Source organism: Leptospira adleri, assembly GCF_002811985.1.
GTDB lineage: Bacteria > Spirochaetota > Leptospiria > Leptospirales > Leptospiraceae > Leptospira > Leptospira adleri.
In genome coordinates, this window is the sequence record NZ_NPDU01000110.1 from 1 (window position 1) to 10,852 (window position 10,852).

A 10,852-nucleotide genomic window follows, 5' to 3' on the forward strand; every position below is an offset into this window, starting at 1 on the left:
AATACGGTCGGCGCAGTGTCCCTATCGCGGGATTCCGGGTCATCCACGGTAATTCGCTTATCAAGTTGGAATTGGAGCGATTGTCAGGCGGCATTTCCGTTCGGATGTAGAGTTTTGGACGTTATGTTTTCGGAGATGGAATCCAGCTGCGGTGGTGTGAATGGATTCGGCAGTTCTGCGGACTTTAATCTAACGAACGCCAAATTCGATTTTAACGCAAACAACGGCGCCATCCCCTATCCTGCAATACCGACTTCGCCCAACTACCCTGTGTATAGCATCCAAATAAACGGATCTGCTACGGATATATTAGGCAGGCCGCTTACACCGTTCAATTTTTCTATGGTGAGCCAATGATATTCAAAAAAAAGAATCTATCGAGCAAAACAATGAAAAACACTCTGATATTGATATCGCTCTTTATTTGCACTCTACAGAACGATTGTACGATGTTGAGCAGAAGCGCCAGATCGGCTGAAAAAGCAGAAAAAGTAAAGGCAAATTACCAAATCGGATATTTGGAAAATAGGGATTTCAAATTCGACCCGTTTAGAGTTAAGAATTTTATCAGCTTGCTAAAATTCGAAATTATTCGCGGCGGAAACGGAATCGTAGAAGAAGGCTCCGAACCGGAAATTTCGAAACCGAACCTGGTCGCACAAGCTCAGACGCCGACTGCTACTCAAAACCCGGAGGCAAAAGAGAACCCCGTATCTCCTACCGTAAACTTACCGTCTGCCGGAACCGCTGCCGCCGAGATGATTAAACCTGCGTCCCCGATCCCAGCGGCTGATAATAACTCCAAAGACACCAAAAAAATATTAAGTGAAACGGAGATTAAGAACTTAGCGTCAAAGATGAATTTCGATTATTATCTCCAGGGATCTTTCGGAATTTCAGATAATGGAAGTATCTTGGAAAAGAATTTTACGACTTTAATATTTATCGACGTCCATGATAAATCGGGAAAGCTACTTCGAACCGTTGCCTTCTCTCAGGAATCAAAAAATTTCTCGGAAGCGGAGGACCTAAAACAAGCAAGTCTTCACCTCGCAGAAAGAATCGTGAAAAAACAGGAAAATCAAGAAAATAAGGCGTGGTGGAAATTTGGACTTTAAAGCGGAATACGGCGAAAAAAATAAAATTTTCCTTTTGCTCATATTTTCTTGCTTCTTATACGGCGGTTGTGGCCCTTCCGAAAAGGAAATGGAAGCAATGTATGAAAGAGGTACTGCCTTATTCGTCGCCAATCAACGCGACGAAGCGTTAAAAATATTTCAAGCGCTCGATAAAGAAGACGACGAATACAAAGACGTAAAGCTCTTAATCGGAAAACTTTTATACTATAATCGTAAATTTCAACAGGCTGAAGAAGTATTTCAGAAAATTTCCGACGACGACCCTTCGAATTACACAGCGTTAGGTTGGCTGATCAAAGCTCAATTTGCAGGAACCCCTCTCAAAAAAGAATTAACAGAAAACTTGCAGAAATTCTTATCGAAGGATACTGAAAATGCGGAAATCCTTTTTATCAGCGCTCGTCTGTTAGAGGAAACGGGCAAGCCCGATCAAGCAATTCTTGCGTATAAAAAGATTATCTCACAAACCGGAATACTTGCTTTATCACATCGTCAACTCGAGACCATTTACGAAAAAGCGCGATTGGAAAAAAAGGCTGCTTATCATCACAGAAAATATTTAGAACTCTCTGGAAAATCGGATTCCTCCAAGGAATAGTCTTTTTCATCCGGAATTTGCGTTTGTCTTCAGGAGGATAACCATTTGATCATAAAAATTCTTACTTCGAAAGCCGGTAAACTTATCTTAGGAATCGTTATAACCTACTTTTTAGCTTCTTTATTCTTAGTGCGGATTTCCAAAAATTCAAATAGTAGAATATTAAAAAATACTACATCAGCGATTACAAAACCTATTTCCTTTGCTCTGCCTTCCTTTGAAAAAACGGACAACGAAGAAGAGCAAACCGAAAAAATGTCTATCTTGGCGATGAACGTTCAAAGTGAATCGATAACCCCGATGGTCGAAGCCTCTGGGATCATAGACTTCATGGAAAAGGTGGACGTCTATTCGAAAGTATCTGGTAGAATTGAAAAAACCTACTTCAAAGAAGGTGAAGAAATCTCTCAGGGACAAAAGCTCTTTAAAATGGAGACTTTACCTTTGGAATTGGAGTTATTAAAACAAGAATCCACTATGGAAAGTTCCCGGTCGCAAGTCAAATTAGCCCGCGAAAAATATATAAAAGCGAAAGGAAGCGTGCTCGCGAGAATTCAGGAGTACGAAAAAGCGATCTCGGTCTCGGAAAAAACAAAACAAGAATATGAGAAAGCAAAAAATACGTTCATAGGAATTGAAGAAATTTACAATGCCGGCGGATTTACGAGAGAAGAATTCGAAAATGCAAAACTCAATTTAAGTTCAAAAGAAATTTCGTATCAACTGGCTGAAAGGGATGTGGAAATTCGAAGCATCGGCCTAACAGATAAGGATATTTTAAGGAATAACTATAAAATTCCTGAAACAAAAGAAGAAAGAATAAAAATCTTAGAAGAGATCAATAGCCTAATTGAAAAAGCCGAATGGGAAGTCGCGGAAGGAGTGTTAAAAGCCCATGAAGCACAGGTGAATTCTACGAAAATGCAATTGAAAGAATCTCTCGTTTTTTCTCCTATCAATGGAGTCGTTGCAAAACAATTTAAGAATGAAGGGGAAATCCTGACTAACGCAGGTCCGGGTCAACACGTATTATCGGTTATCAATGTCAAACAAGTTTATGCAGTACTCAATATACCTGAATCGGAATCCATAGATCTACGAAAAGGTATGAAAATGTCCTTCTCTGCGGATATATACAAAGGACAACAGTTCACAGGAATTGTGCAGATGGTCAGTCCTATCATAGACCAAAAAAGCCACACTGTGGAAATAAAAGCGCTCGTGGATAATAAGAGCAAACAACTTAAACCGGGAATGTTCATCCGAGCCAATATTACCACAGGACAAGAAAAGCCTACTATTAGGATCCCGAGTACGGCAGTCCTCTTAAATGAAGACGGGGTGAGCGGTACCGTATGTTTGGTCAGGGACGGAAAGAGCTATCGTAACGAGGTAAAACTTGGGTCTCAAAGCGAAGGGAAAATCATTATTTCAGCAGGATTATCGGACGGAGATACGATTCTATTGGAAAGAATATCTCAAATAAGAGACGGTATGGCCGTAAATCCCCTTTTTGATAAAAGATGAAAGCAATCGTCAGTTTTTGTATTTCTAAACCTGTCACCGTATTGATGACTTGGATCGCAATCGTAATATTTGGAACGATAGGATTAAAAAACGCTAAAATTACGCTGCTGCCCGAAATAACATTTCCTCGAGTTTCTATTATCACGAGTTACCCAAACGCTTCGCCGGAAGAGATAGAAAATTTAGTTACAAAGCCGCTTACGGATTCCATTGGAACAGTAGGCGGAATTGAAAAAGTAACTTCCGAATCGTTGGAAGGAATTTCCATCATAACGGTTCAGTTTTCTTTTAACAAATCGATAGACTTTGCCATCATTGAACTTAGAGAAAAAATAGATCTTATCCGCGACCAGCTACCGCAGGACGCAAGTAGACCGATCGCAACTAGGTTCGATCCTTCCCAATCCGCTTTTCAAGAAATCGTTATTTTTCCAAAAAACGAATTGGATTCGAAATCACTTCGCTCCTTTGCCGATGAGAATATCAAAGTGTTCTTTGAAAGAATCGAGGGGATCGCTTACGTTCAAGTTTTCGGAGGATTTGAAAAAGAAATCCGCGTCGAAATTGATCCGGAAAGAATGACCACTTACGGCGTATCTATACCTGAAGTTGAAAAGGCGATCCTATCCGCCAACATAAACGTTCCCGCCGGAAGCCTCCCCGTTGGAAATAAGGATCTACTGCTGCGAACGATCGGCGAATATAAAACCTTGGACGATATAAGGGATACGGTCGTCGGCACGAACAACTCCGGGGTTCCGATACAGATTGGATCGATAGCTTCCGTCTTAAGCACCTTCAAAGACCGCACCGGCTTAGCTAAATACAACGGCAAAGACTGTCTAATATTCTATCTTTATAAAGAATCGGGAAAAAATTCAGTCGAACTTTCAGATCGGGTCCAAACTGAATTAGATACCATCAATTCCAAATTTACGGAGAAACTTTCCGCGAAAATAGTATATGACGAATCCATCTTTATACGAGACTCCGTTTTAGGTTTAATTTGGTCTTTGGTAATAGGCGCCGTTCTCGCGTTCTCCGTACTTCTACTCTTAATTCAAAGTTTTAGGGCGCCTTTAATTCTTCTTATCATCATACCTTTTTCTTTATTAGCGACATTCCTACTATTTTACGTATTTCGAATATCTTTAAATATGATGTCTTTGGGAGGGTTAGCTCTCGGTATTGGAATGTTGTTCGATACTAGTAACGTCGTATTTTCCTCGATTGAGCGCAATCTGGCTAAACGAAAATCGATCTATGACGCCGCAATAGAGGGAACATCGGAAGTAACAGGATCCATCGTCTCCGCTACCTTGACGACGATCATCGTTTTTTTACCGATAATTTTTATTAAAAGTTTCGTCGGTATTTTATTTTCCGAAATGGCAATCGCAATCGTTCTATCCATTTCAATCAGCTTACTTGCTTCAATCACAATCATTCCGACCTTATATGTCATATTCGACCAAACTAATCTTTCGAAGGCGTACGAAAACAACCTTCTCTTCGTTAAATCCTCTCAAATATATAACGATGCACTTGCGTCTTACGAAGTTAAACTGAACGAATACATAGATCGACCTCGAAAATTATACTTATTTCTTTTCGCCGCTTTAATAATCTCAGCGCAATTTTTGTTTATTCTTCAGAGCGAGTTTATGCCTGCGGTTGATAACGGGGAGTTTATCATTAATGTAGAAAATAGCCAAAACTCTACGTTAGGAAGTACGACGAATATAGTTGAAACTCTTGAACAAATGTTACTTTCAGATAAAAATGTCGCGAGTGTAATATCGAAAATCGGGTCAGACACCGAAGATTTTGTTTCCAAGATAAATGGAGGCTCCGGAGCTAACGTAGCAAAACTGAGAGTCTTACTTCATCCAAGTTCATCGAGAACGACGAAGGAAATCATTGAAAATCTTAGAAAAAAAATTTCCTTTACGGACGATATTCGCATAAATTTCGAAGGAAACGGGGACGTCATAGCCAAAATTTTAGATCCGAACAGCAGCCAATTGAATTTGGAAATTCACGGAGAAGATTTGAGGATTTTAGGCGACATCGGAAATAATTTAATATCCAAACTCGAAAAAAATCGTATTGCCACCGACTTAAGAAGCACGCTTGAAACAAAAAAACACGAGTATCTAATCGAATTTGATCCGATCAAAGCAAGTTCCTTAAAACTCACCAACGATTATATATCTCAATATGTTAAAGTTGCAAGCTACGGTGAAAACATTTCCAGAATCCGATTGCAGGACGAAGACCTAAATATTCGCCTCCTGATCAAAAGAGACCAAATCGACAACTTAAACAAACTCAAGGGACTGAACATAAAAACTCCAACCGGAGAATTCATCAGTATATCGCAAATTTCTAATATTACAGAAAACCGTTCTTCTGGATCAATTCGCAGGTCGGGCAATTCTAGGGTAAACATGGTTTACGGTAATCTTGAAGCAACCGGAACCACCCAAAAAATCAACGAACTCATATCAAATCTAAAATTGCCTGCCGGCTATTATGTTAAAATCGGCGGAGAATTCGAAAATATTGAAAAATCCTATAATGAACTTTTGTTTGCCTTCTTACTAGCCTCCGTTCTGATTTATATGCTTCTGAGCAGCCAATTCCAATCACTAAAACTCTCTGCAATTATGATTTGTACGATTCCTTTGATGTTCATAGGAATATTTCCGGCGTTATTTTTATTTGGCAAAAGTTTCAACATCAGCGCATTCTTAGGACTCGTCTTATTATTGGGAGTTGTGGTTGACAATGCATCTCTCTATTACGAGTACCTCATTATTTCGTTAGAGGAATACAAAGATTTTAAGAAGGCGATCATCGAAAGCGGAAAAATCGTATTCCGACCGGTTTTAATGAATAACCTAACGACCATCCTAGGCTTAGTTCCGGTTGCTTTTGAATTCCAAAAAGGCGCCGAATTCCAATCACCGATGGCAATCGTAGTCATCGTAGGTTTATTATCCTCTTTTGTATTCAGTCTATTTTTACTTCCAATTCTTTTCTTTTCATTGCTGAAGAATCGAAAGAATCAGATCGCTTGAACAAACTTATATGATCTTCAATAAAACAACGAGGCCGTCCAAAATTACGATTCAGATGATCGTAATTTCACTGTTGCTTTTTGGAGTTATATCTGCGTTTAAATTAAATTACTCTCTATTTCCTGTGATCAAAAATCCTGCGCTCTCTATTGTAGTTGAATTTCCCGGTGCGGATTCCGAAACGGTGGAGAATACGATAACGATCCCACTGGAAAACAAAATATCAGCGACTGGCGGAATTACTGAAATTCGGTCACAGTCTGAAAAAGGGAAATCTCTAATTCGTTTAGATTTTGAAAGTAACACGGATCTAAGTTTCAAGACATTAGAAATCAAAGAACGAATCGAAAATGTCGTAGCGAATTTTCCTAAAGAAGTTCGAAAACCTAGAATACTAAATTTTGATCCGAATGAGATGCCAATAGTAGTAATGTCACTCAAGGTTCCAGACCCTCAGGCGATGGGCGATTTGCGGGTTTACGCTGATACCGTAATTAAAAAACTCATAGAAGGTATAGAAGGAGTCAGCAAGGTTACGATTTCGGGAGGAAAAGTAAAAGAGATCCTCATCTCCTTCGATATTCAAAAATTAAATACTTATAATATAACCTTAGCTGAAATTCATAGTGCAATTCACTTTAATAATCGCTCCTTAACCCTAGCTTCCGTGGAAGAAAAAGGAGGGCTTTATCAGGTAAGGCTCAAAGGAAAATTTAAAACGATAGGCGAACTGACCCAACTGCCAATAACAAGTTTGTCATTGGGAAAAACGGTCACTCTTGGCGACGTTTCAACTGTAAAGAGTTCGTATAGGGATGACGACAATTCTTATCGCGTCAATGGAAATGAAAATATTGGAATTTATATCTATAAAAAACACAACGCGAATATTCTTCAAATATCCTCCGAAATAGACAAATCCGTCGCCAGCCTGAACGCAAAGAACAGCGGCATTGAGAAAATATTCGATCAGGCCGAAAACATCAAAGATACGTATTTAAATATTTCTGCGGTCCTCTTCGTCACTTTCATAATATTATTTCTTTTTTTCAAAATCAAAAAATACGAAAAGCCCTTGAGATTGATCTCATTTCTTCTACTTCAATCGGTTTTAATTATTCTAATTTTTTCCTTTATTCATTTTCTTCTTAAAATCGATTTCGATTTGTTGAGTGTTTTGTCATTTTACCTTTCTTTCATTATCTGGACTACGTTGTATTACAAGATTGGTGGTCTAGAAACACAAAGAGGACGTAATCTATTCTTTTTAATTCTTTTATCACTTCCGTTACTTTTTTTACCGACCATGTTGCTAAATCCTTTGATAGCAGCAAATCTCATAAGAGTTTCCTTATTAAGCGCAATAGGAACGTTGTGCATTCAACTTTCTTTTAAATACGCCGCCGTTCTGAAGGATAAAGATCCGGTTCGATTGGAAGAGATCAAAACAGTACCGGAGACAAATCCCCATCGAATCAGCGATACTGAAAAAAAGCAAAAAACCGATTGGAAGCCGCTCTTATTTTCCTTAGTCATCATTTTCTTCTCATCGATCATGTTTCTCAGAGCAAACAAAGAGGTTTATTTCAATATCGAAGACGATCGCGTTTATGGCTACATTGAACTACCGTCGGATTCGAGTTTTTCATATACGAATAACATTGTCCAAAATATCGAAGCAAAACTTTTAAAAAATACGGATGTAAAGGACGTCATTTCTCAGATTGATCCGGGTCATGCTTTTCTAATAATTAATTATCATAAGAATTTTCTATTTAAGAAAGATATTATAGCTTCGTTAAACGAATCCGTTGGGAAACAAAATCCCGCTTATTGTTACTTTACGAAAGAATCGGAATTGGGAAGAATGAAAGAAATCTCCTTGGATATAATCGGATCAAATCATAATGATTTAAACAGTTCAGTTCCCAAGATTGCAGCTTCATTAACTAGCCTGCCCGGAATACAGGAAGTAATTCTCAATTTTAAACCTCCTCGCAGCGAACTCCAACTAGACTTAAATAGTAGAAATCCTTTAATACAGAACTCAGACATCGGCTCTTTTTTAAGAACCGTGATACAAGGATCCGTAGTCAGTAAGTTTAGCGAAGAGAATAACGAGTTGGATATTAGAATCAGAGCTTCAAAAGAATACCGAGACTCCGAAAGACAACTTAATAAATTCTTTATAAAGAATAGCACGGGGCAGTTTTCTCCGATAAGCAATCTTTATAGCGGAAAGGAATCGGTGTCTCCGATAAAATTATTCAGAAAAAACAAACGTCCTACCTTATCGGTATCGGTCAGAACTGGATCTTATAATGCCAGAGAATTGCTGAAACTTGCGGAGAAAAATTCGATAGGGCAATTAAAAACGAACGAACGCATTGAACTAAACAGCCGGATCGAAAAACTTTCGGAATCCAACTCAACTTTTATCACCTATTTGATCCTAATTTTTTCCGTTTGTTTTTTCTTGTTCACTTGCTTCACCGAATCATTAGAAACATCGTTTAATTATTTTTTTTCTCTTATAGTGACATTTAGCATTTTTTTATCTCTGTATTTGCTCTTTTTTAAGACCTACGATATAGGCTTGCATATAGGCGGCGTCATCATTATGGTTATTTTAATGATACAGATACTATCCAAAAATACAACATCGCCTCTGACAGGAAGACGTGAAGACAATTTTGATCTTACTATTATCTCTTTTATTGTTTATCTACCGTTATTCGCGTTTTCAAGCGCAGAGCTCACATTAATAAGAAACGCGACCGGCATCTTCTTAATTTCAACGATACTTTCCAGGTTTGCACTTTTTAAATTCAATATTGATTACACAACCTTACTTTGGCATGCGAAAAAGAGAATCTCATCCGGCTTTCAAATGTTGTTCAATAGGAGAAACTAACCTTGTATCAAATCAGAATCGTCGCATTCTTAAAAAACGTAGCCATATTTTTCAGTAGGCTACTCCAAAAATTGACAGCTACAAAAACGGGAAAACTGATAGTCCTCATTAGTACAGCTCTTTTTTTGTTCTTACTCGTAACTATTTATTTCAAGATTACCAAGTTTAAATGTTTGACGGATAGTTGCGAAAACGGTTTCGCTAAGATGCAATATCGAGGCGGCGCTTATTACGAAGGCTATGTGAGAAATTCACATCCCGATGGCTACGGTCTATTTAAAAATGAAGAGGGACATTTCTACAAAGGCGAATGGAAACACGGAGTTAAACACGGGAACGGGTTATATAGATACCCGGACGGCTCTTCCTATTTCGGAACATTCGTAAATAATAAAAAGCAAGGTCAGGGAATTTTCGAATGGAGAGACGGTACAAAGTTAAACGTTAGATGGCACCAAGACGAGCCCGATGGATTGGGTTTATTAGTATTATCTGATGGAACAAAACTAAACGGAATCTATAAAGAAGGAAAAATTTACGATGGAAACGGCGCTTTTATTTATCCTGACGGATCTTTTTACGTTGGATCCTGGCGAGCGGGAAAGAGAGACGGATTCGGATTGCTAAAAAATGAATCTTGGCAAATAATCTATAAAGGAAACTGGAAAGACGACAAAGAAGCGTTGAATACAGATAAATAGGAAAGACGATGCAATTACTCGAAAAAATTAAACAATTAACCTCTGATAACCTTATTAAAAGGGAGATAATAAAGACCTTTCAATTTCATTTAAGACCGGAAAAAATTAAAGAAATTCAAGACAGGGAATTTTTTACTATAACCTTAAAAACTCATCTAATATTTCTGACGCTCTACATCGTAACAAATTTCCTTCTTTCACTATTAAATCTTTCTTATCTGGTCGAATACTCGGAAATTATGAGAGGCTTTTTAATAGAAGGTAAAATATCGCTTTTTATGTATCTATTGAATTCCTTTCCCTACAATATTTTCTTCTTTGCCTTATCGTTAGTAATCTTCGAACTTTTCGTCAGTGTATGCTCATATCTTACCGTAAGAATTTTCGGAGAAAAAGACGCGAGTTTTCTCAAATGTTTATCATTGACTATTTCAAGCAATTTCTATGTTCTATTGTCCCTTTTCCCGATTTTAATATTATTCAGCCTTATGCCAAATTCAGCAAAACGAGATATTTTTTATATGGTTCTTTTTCTCGGTTTTGTGAGCCTGTTCTTAATTGCCGGCTTCGTATTACAGTCGATCAGCTATTTTCGAATGGTAAAAACCGTTTTTCAACAAAATAACGGCAGAGCGTTTCTGACCTGGTTTTCTCCATTTCTTATTCTTTTAATCTTCTTTTTATGGATCTATAGACCGTAACGATTCGTCTTTCGAAAACACTTTATATTTTTTGCATATTACAAGGGGCTTCCTTGCGTTATAGAGTTTCTCCGCTTCCTCATCTAAGAGAGCGTTCAGGATAACGTCCAAAATATTTCGCAGATTTAAGAATGAATGAGAAGGCTCTCCTTGCCGATTGAGTTTGTAACGATCAAATTCAAAAAAAGG

Annotated in this window: 8 protein-coding genes and 1 pseudogene; 8 read left to right on the forward strand and 1 reads right to left on the reverse strand. The window is 38.0% G+C overall.

Annotated features, from left to right (window positions below):
- The 8 genes and pseudogenes from CH376_RS24690 to CH376_RS22790 form a co-directional block, all read left to right on the forward strand.
- Positions 1 to 357, forward strand: a pseudogene (locus CH376_RS24690) (Ig-like domain-containing protein); the annotation flags it as partial.
- A 32-nt stretch (positions 358 to 389) separates the two neighbouring features.
- On the forward strand, positions 390 to 1,118 hold the full coding sequence (locus CH376_RS22760; RefSeq protein ID WP_100788486.1) for a lipoprotein: 729 nt from the start codon (positions 390 to 392) through the stop codon (positions 1,116 to 1,118).
- Positions 1,108 to 1,737, forward strand: a complete 630-nt coding sequence (locus tag CH376_RS22765) for a tetratricopeptide repeat protein (protein WP_420843586.1) — start codon at positions 1,108 to 1,110, stop codon at positions 1,735 to 1,737. The genes CH376_RS22760 and CH376_RS22765 overlap by 11 nt, the downstream gene beginning before the upstream one ends.
- A 45-nt stretch (positions 1,738 to 1,782) precedes the next feature.
- Positions 1,783 to 3,264 carry an efflux RND transporter periplasmic adaptor subunit gene (locus tag CH376_RS22770; protein WP_100788475.1) on the forward strand — a complete coding sequence of 494 codons (1,482 nt, stop codon included), beginning with the start codon at positions 1,783 to 1,785 and terminating at the stop codon, positions 3,262 to 3,264.
- The gene (locus CH376_RS22775; protein ID WP_100788476.1) at positions 3,261 to 6,347 is read left to right on the forward strand and encodes an efflux RND transporter permease subunit; all 3,087 of its coding nucleotides are present in this window, start codon (positions 3,261 to 3,263) and stop codon (positions 6,345 to 6,347) included. Before CH376_RS22770 ends, CH376_RS22775 begins: the two co-directional genes overlap by 4 nt.
- Before the next feature lie 10 nt (positions 6,348 to 6,357).
- The gene (locus tag CH376_RS22780; RefSeq protein ID WP_100788478.1) at positions 6,358 to 9,261 is read left to right on the forward strand and encodes an efflux RND transporter permease subunit; all 2,904 of its coding nucleotides are present in this window, start codon (positions 6,358 to 6,360) and stop codon (positions 9,259 to 9,261) included.
- A 44-nt stretch (positions 9,262 to 9,305) separates the two neighbouring features.
- Positions 9,306 to 9,962 (forward strand): MORN repeat-containing protein, encoded by a 657-nt coding sequence (locus CH376_RS22785; RefSeq protein WP_243398311.1) that lies wholly within the window; start codon positions 9,306 to 9,308, stop codon positions 9,960 to 9,962.
- A gap of 8 nt (positions 9,963 to 9,970) precedes the next feature.
- On the forward strand, positions 9,971 to 10,663 hold the full coding sequence (locus CH376_RS22790) for a hypothetical protein (protein ID WP_100788482.1): 693 nt from the start codon (positions 9,971 to 9,973) through the stop codon (positions 10,661 to 10,663).
- Here the strand turns inward: CH376_RS22790 and CH376_RS24485 are convergent.
- Positions 10,643 to 10,852, reverse strand: a 210-nt coding sequence (locus CH376_RS24485) for a hypothetical protein (protein ID WP_207769154.1), incomplete at its 5' end; no start/stop codon positions are given. The two genes, CH376_RS22790 and CH376_RS24485, sit on opposite strands and share 21 nt — an antisense overlap.